Raw genomic sequence first — 15,824 nt, forward strand, 5'->3', positions numbered from 1 at the left:
GGGGGTGCCGCCGTCGGGGGCGCCGCCGTCGGGGGCGCTGGCGGCCGGGGCGCTGGCGGCCGGGGCGGTGCCGTCGGGCGGTGGTTCAGGGTTCACCCCCTGATTCGAGCACCGGCCGCCCCCGGACACCAGGGCCCCGGCGCACCGTCACCGTTTGGTCAGATCCGGACCACGGGCGCCCCGGGCCGGATCCGAGGGCCCCGTCCTACACTCCGGTCCCGACACTCCGGTCCCGCCTACGCTCCGGTGCCGCGCGCCGCCTTCTCCAGTTGGAAGGCCTCGTTGCCCTGGCCGATCCGGGCGTGCGCCTCGGGCCGCACCGCGCGCACGACCAGGCCGTACGCCACCCCGCCCGCGAGAGCGAGCGCGATGATCGAGGGCAGCAGCCAGCTGAGCGAGGAGTCCGGGCCCGCGCCGACGAGGACGTCGAAGTCCTTCACCGTGTAGAGCGCGATGACGAGGAGCGCGACCCCGGCGATGCCGGAGGCGAGCAGCCGCCACGCCTGGGCGGCGGCCGCGCCCCGGCGGACGAAGAAGGCGATGACCGCGAAGGAGGCGGCGGCCATCAGCACGATCACTCCGAGCGCGCCCACGTTGCCCATCCAGGTGAACAGGTGCAGCACGGCGGCGGTCGGGTCGCCGGTGGGCCTGTCGTCGGCGACGGCGAAGGCGACGACGACCACGAGCGAGATCACGGTCTGGAGGAGCGAGCCGGAACCGGGGGCTCCGCTGGTGTGGTTGGTGCGGCCGAACGCGGCGGGCAGCAGGCCCTCGCGGCCCATGGCGAAGACGTACCGGGCGACGACGTTGTGGAAGCTGAGCAGCGCGGCGAACATGCCGGTGACGAAGAGGACGTGCAGGACGTCGGTGAAAGTGGTGCCGAGCCGGTCCTCGGTGAGCCCGAACAGCAGCCCGGGGCCGTTCTTGCGGGCCGCGTCGACGATGCCGTCGGGGCCGGTGGCGACGGTGAGCGCCCAGGAGCTGAGGGCGAAGAAGACGGCGGTGAAGCCGACGGCGAGGAACATCACGCGCGAGACGACCAGGTGCGGGCGGCTGGTCTCCTCCGCGTACACCGGGGCCTGCTCGAAGCCGGTGAAGGCGGCGATGCAGAAGCACAGGGCGGTGCCGATGCCCGCGCCGGAGAGGGTGGACGGGTTGAAGGCGTGCAGCGACAGCCCCTCCTTCGCCGGGTCGGTCACGGCCGCGAAGTCGAAGACGACGACCAGCGCGACCTCGATGACGAGCAGCACGCCGAGGACCTTGGCGTTGAGGTCGATCTTCAGCCAGGCGAGCACACCGACCAGCGCGACGGCCGCCAGCGCCGGGATCCACCAGGCGACTTCGGTGTCGAGGTAGGTGGCGAAGAGGCTGGAGACCTCGAAGCCGAACATGCCGTAGATGCCGACCTGGAGGGTGCTGTAGGCGACCAGCGCCACGAAGGCGGCGCCTGCCCCGGCGGTGGGGCCGAGGCCCCTGGCTATGTACGCGTAGAAGGCGCCGGCGTTGTGGACGTGGCGGCTCATCTCCGCGTACCCGAAGCTGAACAGGACCAGGACGGCGCCGAGGATGAGGAAGAGCAGGGGCTGGCCGACGATGCCCATCACGCCGTACGTGGTGGGCATGACACCGGCGACCACCATCAGCGGGGCGCTCGCGGCGAGCACCGACAGGAGCAGGCCCGGGGTGCCGAGCCGGTCGGCGCGCAGGGCTCTCTCCTGCCCCTTGTACGTACGGATCTCATCGGTGTCGGTCGACATGGCGGGGGTGCCCTTTCGGTGGGACGCGGGGGGTGGTGCCGAGCGGGTGGTGCCGTGGAGCCGTGGTGTTGTGGTGCGTGGTGCCGTGAGAGGTGCGGTGGGAGCCGGGCCGTGCTAGGCCGTGCCGAGTGCGGCGCTGCGTGCGGCCTGGAAGGCGCGGTAGGGGTCCCGGTCCGGGTACGACCAGGGGGCGGGGGTGAAGTGCCGGCCGATGCGGTGGAAGAGGGCGGCGGCCTCGGCGGGGCGGCCCTCGCAGTGCTTGGCGTGGGCGAGGAAGTTCAGGTCGACCCCGGCCCGGGGGTGGTCCTCGCGCTCCCACTCCAGCCACCAGTCGAAGGCGGACTTGATCACCTGGCGGGCGCGGCGGCCGGTCCAGTGCTCGGAGGCGACCGGGTCGCGCGGGGCGGCGCCCTGGGCGGCGAGCACCCGGTACCGCTCCGCGTGGGCGACCAGCGGGAGCAGGGCGAGCGGGGAGTCGGCGGGGGCGCGGGCGGCGCCGGCGGCGGCGAAGGCGTACACCTCGTGCATCGGGTCGGGGCCGTCCCCGGGGCGGCGCTCGGCGAGCCGGGCGGCCATCAGGTGGTGGGCGTGGTGGTGGTCGGGGTGGCGGGAGCACACCTCGGCGAAGATCTGCTCGGTCTCGTTGTCCGAGCCGTGGCGGCGGGAGAGCGCGAGCAGGGCGAGCCACGGGGTGGGGTCGGCGGGGGCGAGCCGGCCCGCCTCCAGGCAGGCGTCGCGGGCGTGGTCCTTGTCGCCCTTGCCGTTCAGGCAGCGCGAGACGAGGGCGCAGGCGTAGAGCGCGGCGGCGTCGGCGCTGTCCGGCTCGGCCAGCAGCCACTCCCGGGCCCAGGCCGCGGAGGTGGCGGGCTCGCCGAGGACGGTGAGGCGGTGGCCGCGGCGGTCCCAGTCGTCGCCGGTCGCACCCAGCAGCGAGCGGACCCGGGTCCAGCGGCCCTGTGCCAACTGGGCGCGCACGTCGACGAGTTCGGCGTCGTCGAGCGCCGGGTCGAAGGCTCGTCCGCCGCGCTTGCGGGGGCGGCCGAGCGGGGGCGGGGGCGGCATCCGCGTACATCCCGGGGGGTGGTTGGTGTGGTGCGGGTGTGAGGGGTGGGGCTGGTGTGGTCGGTGACAGGGTGATCGCGGACAGCAAAGCGGTACCCAAGGCTCCACGTCAAGGTCGGGTGGGGTGCTTTGGGGTTCAACTTGCGGGGGCCCTCCGGGGGTTGCCAGGGGGTGGGTGCGGGCGGGGTGGAGGTGGTTTGCCGCGGGCTGCGCCCCCGGGCCCCGGCTTCGTGTTCGACTGCGGCCCGGTGATGGGCTGGTCGCGCAGTTCCCCGCGCCCCTGAGGTACTCCGCCCCCAGGCGAGAGCCCAGCTCAGCCACAGGCTTTCAGGGGCGCGGGGAACTGCGCGAGCAACCCCCACCGGGCCGCGGACAAAGCCGCGGGCCCTCCCCCGAAGGACCTCCGGTAAGGGGTAGGGCGGGATGCCTCAGGGCGCGGGGAACTGCGCGACCAGCCCCCCACCGTGCCGCAGACGAAACCGCGGGCCGTCCCCCGGGAGGACTCGCCCCGGTGGGCGCTCGGGAGGCGCACGGGCCCCCGGAGCGCTATCGTCGAGCAAGTTCACCCACCCCGGCCGCACTTGAAGGTGTCCCTCGTGTCGGTTCTCGTCCTCGCTCTCGCCGTGGGCGCGGCCTGCTGTCTGGGCTTCGGGTTCGTGCTCCAGCAGGACGCCGCCCAGCGGGCCCCGCTGAGCGACTTCCTCTCGCCGCGGCTGCTGCTGGACCTCGTACGGGTGCCCCGCTGGCTCGCCGGGATGGGGCTGATGATCGCGGGCATGGTGCTGGGCGCGCTCGCGCTCGGCCAGGGCGAGGTGTCCCAGGTCGAGCCGCTGCTGGCCACCAACCTCTTCTTCGCCATGGCCCTGTCCCGCTGGCAGACCAAGCAGACCCTGGGCCGCCAGGGCTGGGCGGGCCTCACCCTGCTCGCGGGCGGGGTGACCGCCTTCATGGTGGCGGGCCAGCCGGTCGGCGGCGACGACGTGGCCGGACCCCTGCGGCACTGGCTGATCGTCGGGATCGTCGTCGGGATCGCGCTGCTGCTCACCGTCTTCGCCCAGCGCTCCCGCCTCAGCGCCGGCCCCACCCTGCTGGCCGTCGCCGCCGGGTCGCTCTACGGCCTCCAGGACGCCCTCACCCGGGTCAGCGGCGAACGCTTCCGGGCCGACGGCTTCGCCCAGATGCTGATGGGCTGGGAGCCGTACGGCGTGCTGGTGCTCGGGGTGAGCGGCCTGATCCTGGTGCAGAGCGCCTTCGAGACCGCCCCGCTGCGCATGTCGCTGCCCGCCCTCACGGCCGCCCAGCCGCTGGCCGGGATCGCCTGCGGCATCGGCTTCCTCGGCGACGAGCTGCGGACCGACGCGGCGGCGCTCGCCTGGGAGGCGTCCGGGCTCGTCGCCATCGTCGCCGGGATCATCCTGCTGGGCCTGCACCCGGCGATGCCGTCGGGCACCCGGCCCAAGGAGCCCGCCCGCGACCTCCAGCCGCACTGAGCCCCTGCCCGGTGGTTGGATGGGCCGTATGAGCGCCCCTCCTCCCCTCCCCTCCCCCTCCGACGAGATCATCGACATCGTGGACGAGCAGGACCGCGTGGTGGGCCGGGCCGCGCGCGGTGAGGCGTATGCCCGGGGGCTGCGCCACCGTTGCGCCTTCGTCCTGGTCCGGGACGCCGAGGACCGGATCTTCGTGCACCGGCGCACCGCGACCAAGATGGTCTTCCCCTCGCTGTACGACGTGTTCGTGGGCGGGGTCGTCGGCGCGGGCGAGAGCTACGACGACGCCGCCCTGCGCGAGGCGGAGGAGGAGCTCGGGGTCTCCGGGCTGCCCACGCCCGTACCGCTGTTCCGGTTCCTCTACGAGGGCGGGGCGGACGGGCGGCAGACCTGGTGGTCGGCCGTCTACGAGGTGCGCTGCACCCTGCCGGTGCGGCCGCAGGCCGAGGAGGTCGCCTGGCACGCCTTCCTGCCCGAGGCCGAGGTGGAGCGGCGGCTGGAGGAGTGGGAATGGGTGCCGGACGGGCTCGACGCGTACCGCAGGCTGCGCGCGCACCGGGCCGGATGATCCACCGCGGGTAGTGTGCCGATGTGATCAGCATCGCGCAGACCCTGCGGCTGTGGTTCGCACCCGAGCGCATCGGCGAGGAGGGCGAGACCCCGGACTACCGGTTCTCGCTGGCCAATGAGCGCACGTTCCTGGCCTGGATCCGGACGTCGCTCGCCCTGGTCGGCGGCGGTTTCGCGGTCGACCAGTTCCTGCCGGACCTGCGCCGGGGCGTACGGGTCGGGCTCGCCCTGGCGCTGCTCGCGGCCGGGGTGCTGTGCGCGCTGCGGGCCGTGAACCACTGGGTGCGGTGCGAGCGGGCGATGCGGCGCGGCGAGGACCTGCCCGTCTCCCGTTTCCCCACCCTGCTGAGCGTGGCGGTGGCGGCGGTCGCCCTGGTCATGGTGGTGGTCGTCGTCTTCGGCTGGGCCGGGTGACGGGCGCCGCCGACCGGGACCCCGGCCTCCAGCCCGAGCGGACCCGGCTCGCCTGGCGCCGCACCACGCTGTCCTGCACGGTGGCCGCGGTCCTGGCGGCCAAGCAGGCCCTGCACACCGGCGGGACGGCCGTCGGCCCGGTCGCCGTGGCCCTGAGCGGCCTGGTGTGGCTGGGCTTCCTGGTGGTGGCCCACCGGCGCATCCAGTCCCTGACCCGCTCGGGCCGCCCCGGGGTGCTGCGGCCCCGCGAGGCCGTCGCGGCGGTGGCGTGCGTGGCGGCGCTGGCGGTGTTCGCGGTGGCCGTGCTGCTCTGAACGGCCCGCCCGGACCCGGACCCCGGCCGAGGGCGGTCACGGCCCGCGTCGCGCAAGCGGAGCCGGGCCGCGCGCACTAGCGTGGGAGGCAAGCGACCTCCAGAGGTGAACGATCTCCAGAGGTGAACGCCATGACCGTCCGCCACGAGGAGCACCCCGCCCTCCACGAGCACGCCCACAGCCCCACCTGCGGGCACCGGGCCGTACCGCACGGGGACCACACCGACTACGCCCACGACGGCCATCTGCACCGCGAGCACTCGGGCCACTGGGACGAGTGCGAGCCCGCCGGGCACGTCGCCCACGACGGCCACGCGCACGAACACGGCGTCGGCTGCGGCCACCACTCGGTGGTGCACGGCGACCATCTGGACTACGTGCACGACGGCCACCGGCACGCCGAGCACGAGGGCCACTGGGACGACCACTGAGCGGTGACCCCTTCGGCGGGGTACCGATACGGCACCGGGATCTGGACGACATACCGACTGGTCGGTAGCGTGTCGGTGACACGATCGCCGTCCCCGGAGGTATCCCGCCATGAGCACCGTCCCGCCAGGCCTCGACCCGGAACGGCTGCGCGCCCATCTCGACCGCGTGCGGCCGGGGCTCGTGAACGGACCGCTGAGCGCCCGGCTCGTCGAGGGCGGCCGGTCGAACCTGACGTATCTGGTGACCGACGGCACCGGTCGGTGGGTGGTCCGCCGGCCCCCGCTCGGCCACGTACTGGCCACCGCGCACGACATGAAGCGCGAGCACCGGGTGATCAGCGCGCTCCACCCGACCTCGGTCCCGGTGCCGGAGCCGCTGCTGCTCTGCGAGGACGACTCGGTGCTCGGGGCGCCCTTCTACGTCATGGAGTACGTGACCGGAACCCCGTACCGCACGGCGGAGCAGCTGGCACCGCTGGGACCCGAGCGCACCAGGGCCGCGCTCCTCGGCCTGGTGGACACGCTGGTGGAGCTGCACGCGGTGGACCCCGAGGCGGTCGGCCTCGGGGACTTCGGGCGCCCGGAGGGCTTCCTCGACCGCCAGCTGCGCCGCTGGGGCAAGCAGCTCGACGCCTCCCGCAGCCGGGAGCTGGCCGGCATCGACGAACTGCACGCGGCGCTCGGCCGCGGCCTCCCCGTCTCGCCCGCGCCCACGGTGATCCACGGCGACTACCGGCTCGACAACGTCCTGGTCGGCGAGGACGACGAGATCAAGGCGGTCCTCGACTGGGAGATGTCGACCCTCGGGGACCCGCTGACCGACCTCGGACTGCTGGTGATGTACAGCGCCGAGATCAAGGTGCAGGACTCGCCCGTCTCCACCACCGCCGGGGCCGTCGGCCACCCCTCCCCCGCCGAGCTGATCGAGCGGTACGCCGCCGGCTCGGGCCGGGACACCTCCGCCATCTCCTGGTACACGGCGTTCGCCTGGTTCAAGCTCGCCGTGATCCTGGAGGGCATCCACTACCGCTACACGCTGGGCCAGACCGTCGGCGCGGGCTTCGACCGCATCGGAGACCTGGTACCGGTCTTCATCGACCACGGCCTCACCACCCTCCAGTCACCGCAGGAAGGCTGAACCCCCGCCATGGACTTCGCATTCGACGCACCCACCCAGGAGCTGCGCGCCAAGCTGCTCTCCTTCATGGAGAGCCACGTCTACCCGGCCGAGACCACCGCGCACGAGCAGCGCCTGCTGCTGCCGTCGCCGTGGGACACGCCCGCCGTGGTGGAGGAGCTGAAGGCGGAGGCCCGCAGCCGGGGGCTGTGGAACCTGTTCCTGCCCGACGCCGAGCACGGCGCCGGACTCACCAACCTCCAGTACGCGCCGCTCGCCGAGATCACCGGCCGCTCCCCGCACCTGGCGCCCACCGCGCTGAACTGCGCGGCGCCGGACACCGGGAACATGGAGGTGCTCGCCCAGTTCGGCTCGGACGAGCAGCGCAAGCGGTGGCTGGAGCCGCTGCTCGCCGGGGAGATCCGCTCCGCGTTCGCGATGACCGAGCCGGAGGTGGCCTCCTCGGACGCCACCAACATCGAGACCCGGATCGCGCGCGAGGGCGACGAGTACGTCGTCACCGGCCGCAAGTGGTACATCTCCGGGGCGATGAACCCCGACTGCAAGATCTTCATCGTGATGGGCAAGACCGACCCGGACAACGAGGACGTCCGCCGCCAGCAGTCGATGGTGCTGGTGCCGCGCGACACCCCGGGCGTCGAGATCCGCCGCGCCATGCAGGTGTACGGCTACGAGGACCACTCCCACGGCGGCCACGCCGAGGTCGTCTTCCACGGCGCGCGGGTGCCGGTGGAGAACCTGGTGGGCGAGGAGGGCGGCGGCTTCGCCATCGCCCAGGCGCGTCTGGGGCCCGGCCGGATCCACCACTGCATGCGGCTGATCGGCATGGCCGAGCGGGCCATCGAGCTGATGTGCCGGCGCGCGGCGGCCCGGACCGCGTTCGGCCGTCCGATCGCGCAGCAGGGCGTGGTGCAGGAGTGGATCGCGGACGCGCGCGTGGCGGTGGAGCAGCTGCGGCTGCTGGTGCTGAAGACCGCCTGGCTGATGGACACGGTCGGCAACAAGGGCGCCCACACCGAGATCCAGGCCATCAAGATCGCCACGCCCCGGACGGTCCTCGACATCATCGACAAGGCCGTCCAGGTGCACGGCGCGGGCGGCGTCGGCCAGGACTTCCCGCTGGCCGAGCTGTGGGCCTCCGCGCGAACCCTGCGCATCGCCGACGGCCCCGACGAGGTCCACCAGCGCTCGCTGGCCCGCCGGGAGCTGAAGAAGTACCTGTAGGGAGCCCGGTCAGGGGCGCAGGGCCCGCAGCAGCAGGTCGGCGAGGTGGTCGGCGACCTGCTGGGGGGTGAGCGGGCCGTCCGGCCGGTACCAGGTGGACAGGTGGTGGACCGACCCGAAGTGGTAGTCCACCACCAGGTCGGCCGGGGTGGCCGTGGAGAAGACCCCGGCCGCCTGGCCCTCCTCGATCAGCGCCCGGAACCGCTCGTGGTAGCGGCGCCGCTCGACCCGTACCTGCTTGTTCTTCTCGGGGCTGAGGTGGTGCATCGAGCGGAAGAAGATGGACGCGTCGTCGAGGTTGTCGATGGTGGTGACCACCACGTCGGCCGCCGCGTCGCGCAGCCGCCGCTCGACCGGCGCGTCCGCGTCCGCGAAGGCGTCGAGCCGCTCCTGCTGGAGGCGCAGCACGCGCGCGTACACCTCCTGGAGCAGGTCCTCCTTGGAGCCGAAGTAGTGGTAGAGCGCCCCCTTGGTGACGCCCGCCGCCTCGACGATCTCCTGGACCGAGGTCCTGTCGTACCCGTTCTCGGCGAAGAGGCGGGTGGCGGCGGCCAGCAGCCTCTGGGGGACGGGGGTGCCGCTCCCGTCCGTCGTCCTGGCCATGCCGTCGCCGCCTCTCTCTCGCGTGTTCCACCGGCGCTTTCGCGCCGTGTCAGTGGCGGGAACGCAGTTCCCGCCTCAGGATCTTCCCACTCGCCGTCTTGGGAAGCTCCGCGAGGACCTCGACCTGTCGCGGATATTTGTACGCCGCCAGCCGCTCCTCGCAGTACGCGGAGAGCTCGGCGGGCGTCGCCTCGGCGCCGGGGCGCAGGCTCACGTACGCCTTGACGTTCTCGCCCCGGTACGGGTCGGGGACGCCCACGACGGCCGCCTCGCGCACGGCGGGGTGGCCGTAGAGCACGTCCTCGACCTCGCGCGGCCACACCTTGAAGCCGGACGCGTTGATCATGTCCTTCTTGCGGTCGACGACGTAGAGCCAGCCGTCGCGGTCCATGAACCCGATGTCGCCGGTGCGCAGTTCGCCGTCGGGGAAGGTCTCGGCGGTGGCCTCGGGGCGGCGCCAGTAGCCGGGCACCACCTGCGGGCCGCGCACCACGATCTCGCCCTGCTCGCCGAGGTCCACCTCCTCGCCGTCCTCGCCGACGATCCGTACGAGCGTCTCGGGGCCGGGCAGCCCGACCGAGAGCGTGCCCGAGACCGGGTCGACCGGGGCCTCCCGCTCGGGCGGCACCGAGGCGCAGGGCGCGGTGCACTCGGTCAGCCCGTAGCCGTTGCGCAGATAGGGGCCGAAGGTGTCGCGGAACTGCTCCACCAGCGCGGGCGGCAGCGGCGCGCCGCCCGAGGAGATCACCAGGAAGGAGGCGAAGTGCTCGCGGGTGACGCCGGGGGCCGCCGCGAGCGCCATGAAGGCGGTGGAGGGGCCGACCGTGTAGGCGGGCCGGTGCTCGGCGAAGGCGTCGAGGACGACCCCGGGGTGGAAGCGGTAGGCGAGGACCAGCGTGCCCGCGTTGGCGACGCACACGGCGAGCTGGCAGACCATGCCGGTGATGTGGAAGAGCGGGGCCAGCGCGAAGTAGGCGGCGCCCTCGGGGATCGGGTGGCCGGTGCGCTGGCGCTCGGCGTTGTAGGTGATGCCCCGGTGGGTGTTCATGGCGCCCTTGGGGGTGCCGCTGGTGCCCGAGGTGTAGCTGATCAGCGCCGTGGCGTCGGGGGCGGGTTCGCGGCCGCCCGGGGCGGGCAGCCCCTGCCGGGCGACGGCCAGCAGGTCGTCGGTGTCGGCGGGGCGGGGCAGCCGCTCGAAGGCGAGCACGCGCGCGTCGTCGCGGCTCTGGAGGTCCAGCTCGCAGGCGGTGAGCGCGATCCGGACGGAGGAGCCGGCCGCGGTGCCGCGCAGATACGCCTCCCACGCCCGGTCCGAGCAGATCAGGGCGGTGGCCTCGGAGTCGCCCAGGACGTGCCCGACCTCGGCCGACTTGTACATCGGGTTGAGCGGGACGACGGTCGCGCCCGCCTTCCAGGCCCCGAGCAGCGCGATCACGAAGTGCGGGGTGTTCTGGAGCATGATCGCGACCCGGTCGCCGCTCTGGAGGCCCCGGGCGGCGAGGTGCCCGGCCACGGAGTCGGAGAGCGCGTCGGTCTCGCGGTAGGTGAGCCGCCCGTCGAAGTAGGCGAGGGCGGTGCGGTCCGGGGCGCGCAGGACGGCGGCCCGGAAGGCGTGCACCACGCTCGCGGGCGGGCTGACCGGCGCCCGCTGGGCCTCGGTGAGCTGCCCGAGCCAGGGCCTGGTCGCGTACGGGGAGCTCATGCTTGGCCCGCCTCCCACTTCTGCTGGAGATGGTTCATGGAGGTGAGCCAGCGGTCCGGATCGCCGGCCCGCACACCGTAGAAGTGGGCCACCTCGGGGTGCGGCAGCACCAGGAACCGCTCCTCGGCCATCGCCGTGAAGAGCGCGTCGGCCACGGCCGGGGGCTCGATGGCGGTCGGCGCGAGGACCAGGTCCCCGGCCGTGCCGGTGGCGGCCAGCATGTCGGTGCGTACGCCCTGCGGGCAGATCGCGTGGACCTTCACCCCCCGGTGGCGGTAGGTGAGCGAGAGCCACTCGGCGAAGGCGAGGGCGCCGTGCTTGGTGACGCTGTACGGGGCCGCGCCGATCATGGTGAGCAGCCCGGCGGCCGACACCGTCGACACGAACCGGCCGCCGCCGCGCTCCAGCCACTCGGGCAGCAGCGCGCGGGCGGCGCGGACGTGCGCCATCACGTTGACGTCCCAGGCGGCCGCCCAGACGTCCTCGGGGGCGGCCTCGGATCCGCCGGAGCCGAGCCCCGCGTTGGCGCAGTAGACGTCGATCCTTCCGCCCAGCGCCTCGCGGGCGAGCGGGACCACGTCCGAGGCGTCGCCGGGGACGGCGATCGCGCCGATCTCCTCGGCCGTCCTGCGGGCCTTGTCCCCGTCGAGGTCATTGACGACGACGCGGGCGCCCTCCGCCGCGAATCTGCGCGCGAGCGCGGCGCCTATGCCGCCGCCCGCCCCGGTGACCACCACTGCCGCGCCCTGGACGTCGCTGTCCGAACCCATCGGGAATCCACCTCTCCACCTGTCGACCGATGAGCAGACTAACCAGTCGGTATGTACGGATGGAAGGGGCCGTCGCCACCGGTCGCGCGCGGCTCGTTCCCCGCCGCCCGCCCGCGCGCTACCGTGCGTGGCCAAGACACCGCGCGCGACCGGGGCCGGGGAGGCACGCCGATGAGCCTGTCGAGACGGGGACTGCTGGCGGGGACGGGGACGGCGGCGGCGGGCGCGGCGGTCATGGGCGCGGCCCCCGCCCGCCACCACCCGGCCCGCGTGCGCACCGGTTTCGAGCGGCTGGCCGCCGACGGGTACCGGGCGCTGGAGGGCCGCAGGGTCGGCGTGGTGACCAACCCGACCGGGGTGACCGCCGACGTCCGGCACATCGTGGACGTGATGCACGCCGACCCGCGCGTCGACCTGGCCGCGGTCTTCGGCCCCGAACACGGCTTCCGGGGCACGGCCCAGGCGGGCGGCTCCGAGGGGCGCCACGACGACCCGGCGACGGGACTGCCGGTGTACGACACGTACGGCGTCAGCGGGAAGGCGCTCGCCGCCGTCTTCACGGCCTCGGGCGTGGACACGGTCGTCTTCGACATCCAGGACGTGGGGGCGCGCTTCTACACGTACATCTGGACGCTCTACGACTGCATGGAGGCCGCGGCCCTCGCCGGGAAGCGGTTCGTGGTCCTGGACCGGCCGAACCCCGTCACCGGCCGGGCGGCGAGCGGACCCGTGCTGGACAAGGCGTTCGCGACCTTCGTGGGACGCGAACCGATCGCGCAGGCGCACGGGATGACGGTGGCGGAGCTGGCCCGGCTCTTCGACGCCGAGTTCCTGGGCGGGCGCGTGGACGTGCGGACGGTGACGATGTCGGGCTGGCGGCGGGCGGACTTCTACGGCTCCACGGGTCTGCCGTGGGTGCCGCCGAGCCCCAACATGCCGACCCCCGACACCGCGCTCGTCTACGCGGGCACCTGCCTGTTCGAGGGCACCAACCTCTCCGAGGGGCGCGGCACCACCCGCCCGTTCGAGCTGCTGGGCGCCGAGGGGATCGACGCGCGCTGGGCCGCCGCCGCGAACGCGGCGGACCTGCCCGGGGTCCGCTTCCGCGAGGCGTACTTCACGCCCGCCTTCTCCAAGTTCCAGGGGAAGACCGTCGGCGGCCTCCAGCTCCACGTCCACGACCCCCGCTCCTACGACCCGGTGCGCACCGGGGTGGCGCTCCTGGTGACGGCGAAGAAGGCGTGGAGCGGTTTCGCCTGGCGTCCGGACCACTGGATCGACAAGCTCACCGGCTCTGCGAGCGTGCGCACCCTGATCGACGCGGGCGCGGACACCGACGCCGTGGTGGACGCCTGGCAGAGCGGACTGGCCGCCTTCCGGGCGACCCGGGCCGCGTACCTGCTCTACGGGTGAGGCAGCCGGGGGAAAACCCCCGGCCGAGACGGTGGCCGGCCGGATGGGCCCGCTCCCGCCCGGCCGGAAGGCTGGGACCATGCATCTGTTCCACGACACCCACCACCGGCCCCGTCAGGCCTTACTCCTGCTGCTCGGCCTGACCCTCGGCTTCTTCACCGCGGCCGTCCCGACGGCCCGCGCCACCCAGTCCCCCACCCCCGAACGGCAGTTGGCGCGCTCAGCCCAGCCCCTCGACGACCTGCGGCCGCTCGGCCGTATGGTCGGCCGGGCGGACATCGTGGGCCTGGGCGAGGCGACGCACAACTCGCACGAGTTCTTCGCGACGAAGCGGCGCGTGTTCCAGTACCTCGTCGAGGAGAAGGGCTTCACGACCTTCGCCCTGGAGACCGCCTGGTCCTCGGGGATGCGGATCAACGCCTATGTGCTGCGCGGCGAGGGCGACCCCGAGCGGATCGCGCGCGAGGAGTTCCAGGGCTCGTACGCGATGTGGGAGACCCGGGAGTACCTGGACCTGATGCGCTGGATGCGCGGCTACAACCTGCGCCACACCCACAAGGTCCAGTTCATGGGCGACGACATGGGCTACGCGGGCCCGGAGCTCTTCGACCGGGTGAGCGCCTACACCGCGCGGCACTTCCCCGACCTGCTGCCCGAACTCACCGTCCTCTACCGGGACTCCCGGCCCACCGCGGGCGTCGGCGCCACCATGGACGCCATGATCAAGCGTCCACTGGCCGACCGCAGGCGGCAGGGCGACGCGGTGCGGCGGGCGTACGACCTGCTGAGCCGGCGCCCGGGGACGGACCGGGGCGAGGGCGCCTGGGTCCTCCAGTACGCGCGCACCATCGCCCAGACCGGCGCCCTGTGGTCCTTCGACTTCTTCGACCCCGACCAGCTCAGGCAGTCGCGGCTCTTCCGCGACCGGGTGATGGCCGAGAACACCGTGTGGTGGCAGCGCCGGACCGGCCACCGGATGCTGCTGTCGGCGCACAACGGGCATGTGGCGTACGCCCCGACGCTCACCGGTGAGTACCCGAAGGCCCAGGGCGCCTTCATCCGGGAGCTGGCCGGGGACGCGTACATGAACATCGGGTTCACCTTCGGCCAGGGTTCGTTCAACGCGCTCGACCTGGACGACCCCGCCGAGCCGATCCGCGAGTTCACCGTCGGACCGCCCGCGCCGGGCAGCAACGAGGAGGTCCTGGAACGGGTCTCGCCGCGCGACTACTACGTCGATCTGCGCCGGGTCGCGGACCCCGCGCGGGCGTGGCTGGCCGCCTTCCGGCCGACGCGGTCCATCGGCAACTCCTGGCCCCAGGACGCGGAACAGATCCGGCTCGGCCCCTCGTTCGACGTCCTGGTGCACCTGCACCGGGTGACGGCGGCCCACCGGCTCTGACCTTCCCGGTCACCGGCTCGTTCGCTCCCCCGTTCGCGTCCCTTCTGCGATGTCCTGCGTATGGCCGGCCCTTCGGTCGCGGCGGGACGATGTGAGGCCCCAGCCCCGCCCCATCGTCAGCGAACGCACCGGAGGGCCCCGCCATGGCGGACATCGGAGTCGAGCCGTACAGAGAGATCACCTTCGACGCGGACGGCGACGCCGCCCCGGCCGGGCGCACGGCCCTCGCGGAGCTGGACGTCACCGACCTGGTGGTGTTCGCGCACGGCTGGAACAACACCCCGTCGGTCGCCACCGACCTCTACCGCCGCTTCTTCGCCCCCTTCCCCGCGCTGCTGGCCGAGGCGGGCCCGGCCGCCGCCGGGGTGCGGCTGGGATACGCGGGCGTCGTCTGGCCCTCCATCCGCTTCGCCGACGAGGACATCCCCGACTTCCCGCACACCGCCCTGGTCACCGTGCCGTGCGCGGGCCTGGACCCGGCGACCGTTCAGGCGCTCAAACGGGCCTTCCCCGGGCACGAGGAGGTTGTGGATGCGCTGGCCGGGCTGCTCGACGAGCGGCCCGACGACGAGGAGGCGCTGCGCCGCTTCGGGCTGCTGACCCGCCGACTGGTGGCGCCCGACGAGGAGTCGCCCGGCTACGCGGCCGACACGGTGGACCACGCGGACGGCGGCGCGGTGCTCCTGACCGACGACACACTCGGACTGTGCCGGGAGTTCACGCTCGCCCTCCACGCCACCGGTGCGCGCCTCGAAGCGGGTCCGCCCGGGCCCTCGTTCTCGCTGGGCCGCTCGCTCAAGCACCTGTGGGACGGCGCCAAGGAGCTGCTGCGCCAGACCGCGTACTACGAGATGAAGCGCCGCTCGGGAAAGGTGGGGCAGCTCGGTCTCGGGCCGCTGCTCGGGGAGCTGGCCCGCGCCAGACCGGCGGCGCGGGTGCATCTGGTGGGGCACAGCCAGGGCGGACGGCTGGTCGCGTTCGCGCTGAAGGGACTGCCCGAGGGGGTGCGCAACGTCAAGTCGGTGACCCTGCTCGAAGGCGCCTTCTCGCACTACGCCTTCGCGGAGCGGCTGCCGTCCGGGCTCCGCGGGGCGGGCGCGCTGGCGGCCCTCCAGCGGCGGGTCGACGGCCCGGTGGTCTCCTGCTACTCGCGCTTCGACACCGCGCTCGGGGTCATCTACCCGCTGGCGTCCAAGCTGGCCGGGGACTACCAGGGCGTCCTGGAACTCGACCGCCGCTGGTGGGCGATCGGCCACGACGGCATCCAGTCGGTGGCCCCGTGCACCGAGCTCACCCTGGCGGAGGTCCTGCGCGACGGGGTGCCCGCCTCGGGCTGCGTCAGCGTGAACGCGGAGTCGGTGGTCCGGGCGGGCGGCCCCCCGGCGGGCGCCCACTCCGACATCTGCCACCCGGAACTGGCGCGGGTGGTGCTGGCCGCGGGCCGGATCGGCGGCGCCCGCTAGCGGGCGCGGGGCCGGTCGCGCACCCCTCCGCAGAACACACCTCTTAAAAAAAAACAAACACCCAAAAAACT

Annotated in this window: 15 protein-coding genes; 10 read left to right on the forward strand and 5 right to left on the reverse strand. The window is 73.6% G+C overall.

Going from position 1 to position 15,824, the window contains the following annotated elements:
• Positions 1-236: 236 nt before the first annotated feature.
• A complete protein-coding gene (locus ABZ404_RS35375; protein WP_358832790.1) occupies positions 237-1,757 on the reverse strand; it encodes an APC family permease in 1,521 nt (506 codons plus the stop codon).
• A gap of 114 nt (positions 1,758-1,871) precedes the next feature.
• Positions 1,872-2,819, reverse strand: coding sequence for a hypothetical protein (locus ABZ404_RS35380; protein ID WP_358991309.1), 948 nt, complete (start codon positions 2,817-2,819; stop codon positions 1,872-1,874).
• A 596-nt stretch (positions 2,820-3,415) separates the two neighbouring features.
• On the opposite strand from ABZ404_RS35380, the gene ABZ404_RS35385 reads away from it, so the two are divergent.
• The 7 genes from ABZ404_RS35385 to ABZ404_RS35415 all read left to right on the forward strand — a co-directional run bounded on the left by ABZ404_RS35385 (position 3,416) and on the right by ABZ404_RS35415 (position 8,400).
• Entirely contained in the window at positions 3,416-4,309 is an 894-nt protein-coding gene (locus ABZ404_RS35385) for a DMT family transporter (RefSeq protein WP_358835907.1), read from the forward strand.
• A 28-nt stretch (positions 4,310-4,337) separates the two neighbouring features.
• A complete protein-coding gene (locus ABZ404_RS35390; protein WP_358835906.1) occupies positions 4,338-4,877 on the forward strand; it encodes an NUDIX domain-containing protein in 540 nt (179 codons plus the stop codon).
• A gap of 23 nt (positions 4,878-4,900) precedes the next feature.
• Positions 4,901-5,293 (forward strand): DUF202 domain-containing protein, encoded by a 393-nt coding sequence (locus tag ABZ404_RS35395; protein ID WP_358835905.1) that lies wholly within the window; start codon positions 4,901-4,903, stop codon positions 5,291-5,293.
• Positions 5,290-5,607, forward strand: a complete 318-nt coding sequence (locus ABZ404_RS35400; protein ID WP_358835904.1) for a DUF202 domain-containing protein — start codon at positions 5,290-5,292, stop codon at positions 5,605-5,607. The genes ABZ404_RS35395 and ABZ404_RS35400 overlap by 4 nt, the downstream gene beginning before the upstream one ends.
• A gap of 131 nt (positions 5,608-5,738) precedes the next feature.
• The gene (locus tag ABZ404_RS35405; protein WP_358835903.1) at positions 5,739-6,038 is read left to right on the forward strand and encodes a hypothetical protein; all 300 of its coding nucleotides are present in this window, start codon (positions 5,739-5,741) and stop codon (positions 6,036-6,038) included.
• A 109-nt stretch (positions 6,039-6,147) separates the two neighbouring features.
• Positions 6,148-7,176 (forward strand): phosphotransferase family protein, encoded by a 1,029-nt coding sequence (locus ABZ404_RS35410; protein ID WP_358835902.1) that lies wholly within the window; start codon positions 6,148-6,150, stop codon positions 7,174-7,176.
• Between the two features lie 9 nt (positions 7,177-7,185).
• Positions 7,186-8,400 carry an acyl-CoA dehydrogenase family protein gene (locus tag ABZ404_RS35415; protein WP_358835901.1) on the forward strand — a complete coding sequence of 405 codons (1,215 nt, stop codon included), beginning with the start codon at positions 7,186-7,188 and terminating at the stop codon, positions 8,398-8,400.
• Between the two features lie 9 nt (positions 8,401-8,409).
• On the opposite strand, the gene ABZ404_RS35420 is transcribed toward ABZ404_RS35415, so the two are convergent.
• Genes ABZ404_RS35420 through ABZ404_RS35430 form a run of 3 tightly spaced genes read right to left on the reverse strand, consistent with a single transcriptional unit; the run spans position 8,410 to position 11,475 of the window.
• Entirely contained in the window at positions 8,410-9,003 is a 594-nt protein-coding gene (locus ABZ404_RS35420) for a TetR/AcrR family transcriptional regulator (protein WP_358835900.1), read from the reverse strand.
• Between the two features lie 49 nt (positions 9,004-9,052).
• Positions 9,053-10,705: an AMP-binding protein gene (locus tag ABZ404_RS35425; protein ID WP_358835899.1), complete on the reverse strand. Its 1,653-nt coding sequence runs from the start codon at positions 10,703-10,705 to the stop codon at positions 9,053-9,055.
• Entirely contained in the window at positions 10,702-11,475 is a 774-nt protein-coding gene (locus tag ABZ404_RS35430) for an SDR family oxidoreductase (RefSeq protein ID WP_358835898.1), read from the reverse strand. The genes ABZ404_RS35425 and ABZ404_RS35430 overlap by 4 nt, the downstream gene beginning before the upstream one ends.
• Positions 11,476-11,646: 171 nt before the next feature.
• Here ABZ404_RS35430 and ABZ404_RS35435 point away from each other — a divergent pair, with 171 nt between their 5' ends.
• The 3 genes from ABZ404_RS35435 (at position 11,647) to ABZ404_RS35445 (ending at position 15,753) form a co-directional block, all read left to right on the forward strand.
• On the forward strand, positions 11,647-12,888 hold the full coding sequence (locus ABZ404_RS35435) for a DUF1343 domain-containing protein (RefSeq protein ID WP_358835897.1): 1,242 nt from the start codon (positions 11,647-11,649) through the stop codon (positions 12,886-12,888).
• A gap of 79 nt (positions 12,889-12,967) precedes the next feature.
• Entirely contained in the window at positions 12,968-14,290 is a 1,323-nt protein-coding gene (locus ABZ404_RS35440; protein WP_358835896.1) for an erythromycin esterase family protein, read from the forward strand.
• 143 nt (positions 14,291-14,433) lie between these two features.
• Entirely contained in the window at positions 14,434-15,753 is a 1,320-nt protein-coding gene (locus ABZ404_RS35445; protein ID WP_358835895.1) for a serine-threonine protein kinase, read from the forward strand.
• Positions 15,754-15,824 lie beyond the last annotated feature (71 nt).

It is taken from the genome of Streptomyces sp. NPDC005878 (assembly GCF_040629815.1).
Taxonomy (GTDB): domain Bacteria; phylum Actinomycetota; class Actinomycetes; order Streptomycetales; family Streptomycetaceae; genus Streptomyces.

What these genes read in the sequence shown, in the direction of transcription:
- ABZ404_RS35375 (WP_358832790.1), bottom strand. Translation starts at nt 1,757, where the DNA reads ATGTCGACCGACACCGATGAGATCCGTACGTACAAGGGGCAGGAGAGA.
- ABZ404_RS35380 (WP_358991309.1), bottom strand. Translation starts at nt 2,819, where the DNA reads ATGCCGCCCCCGCCCCCGCTCGGCCGCCCCCGCAAGCGCGGCGGACGA.
- ABZ404_RS35390 (WP_358835906.1), top strand. Translation starts at nt 4,338, where the DNA reads ATGAGCGCCCCTCCTCCCCTCCCCTCCCCCTCCGACGAGATCATCGAC.
- ABZ404_RS35405 (WP_358835903.1), top strand. Translation starts at nt 5,739, where the DNA reads ATGACCGTCCGCCACGAGGAGCACCCCGCCCTCCACGAGCACGCCCAC.
- ABZ404_RS35410 (WP_358835902.1), top strand. Translation starts at nt 6,148, where the DNA reads ATGAGCACCGTCCCGCCAGGCCTCGACCCGGAACGGCTGCGCGCCCAT.
- ABZ404_RS35415 (WP_358835901.1), top strand. Translation starts at nt 7,186, where the DNA reads ATGGACTTCGCATTCGACGCACCCACCCAGGAGCTGCGCGCCAAGCTG.
- ABZ404_RS35420 (WP_358835900.1), bottom strand. Translation starts at nt 9,003, where the DNA reads ATGGCCAGGACGACGGACGGGAGCGGCACCCCCGTCCCCCAGAGGCTG.
- ABZ404_RS35425 (WP_358835899.1), bottom strand. Translation starts at nt 10,705, where the DNA reads ATGAGCTCCCCGTACGCGACCAGGCCCTGGCTCGGGCAGCTCACCGAG.
- ABZ404_RS35430 (WP_358835898.1), bottom strand. Translation starts at nt 11,475, where the DNA reads ATGGGTTCGGACAGCGACGTCCAGGGCGCGGCAGTGGTGGTCACCGGG.
- ABZ404_RS35435 (WP_358835897.1), top strand. Translation starts at nt 11,647, where the DNA reads ATGAGCCTGTCGAGACGGGGACTGCTGGCGGGGACGGGGACGGCGGCG.
- ABZ404_RS35440 (WP_358835896.1), top strand. Translation starts at nt 12,968, where the DNA reads ATGCATCTGTTCCACGACACCCACCACCGGCCCCGTCAGGCCTTACTC.
- ABZ404_RS35445 (WP_358835895.1), top strand. Translation starts at nt 14,434, where the DNA reads ATGGCGGACATCGGAGTCGAGCCGTACAGAGAGATCACCTTCGACGCG.